We start from the raw sequence: 215 nt of genomic DNA, 5'->3' as shown, positions 1-215 counted from the left end.
GCCAAGGTCGTGTCGTCCGGGCTGATTTCCTCCAACGTCACCATCGGCGGCGGGTCGGTGGTGGTGCGTGAGATTCGCAGTGGCAAGACCCCGGGCGTGGGCTTGGCGGTGACCGCGCTGCTGATGCTCAAGGGTGGCAAGGGCAAGTTCTTCAGCAAATTGCCGTGCATGCTGGTGGGCGGCGCCGCGTCCATGGCGGTCAGCAGTGCGATGGG

The 215-nt window shown here is 66.0% G+C and carries 1 protein-coding gene; it reads left to right on the top strand.

From position 1 onward, the window contains the following. Nucleotides 1-215: hypothetical protein (locus RGM2987_RS27505; protein WP_245146183.1), on the top strand; the 215-nt coding region annotated here is incomplete at both ends.

The organism is Pseudomonas sp. RGM2987, assembly GCF_022952855.1.
Classification (GTDB): Bacteria; Pseudomonadota; Gammaproteobacteria; order Pseudomonadales; family Pseudomonadaceae; genus Aquipseudomonas.
Note: the sequence above shows the minus strand (reverse complement) of the source record. Positions and strands in the feature narration are given on the sequence as shown.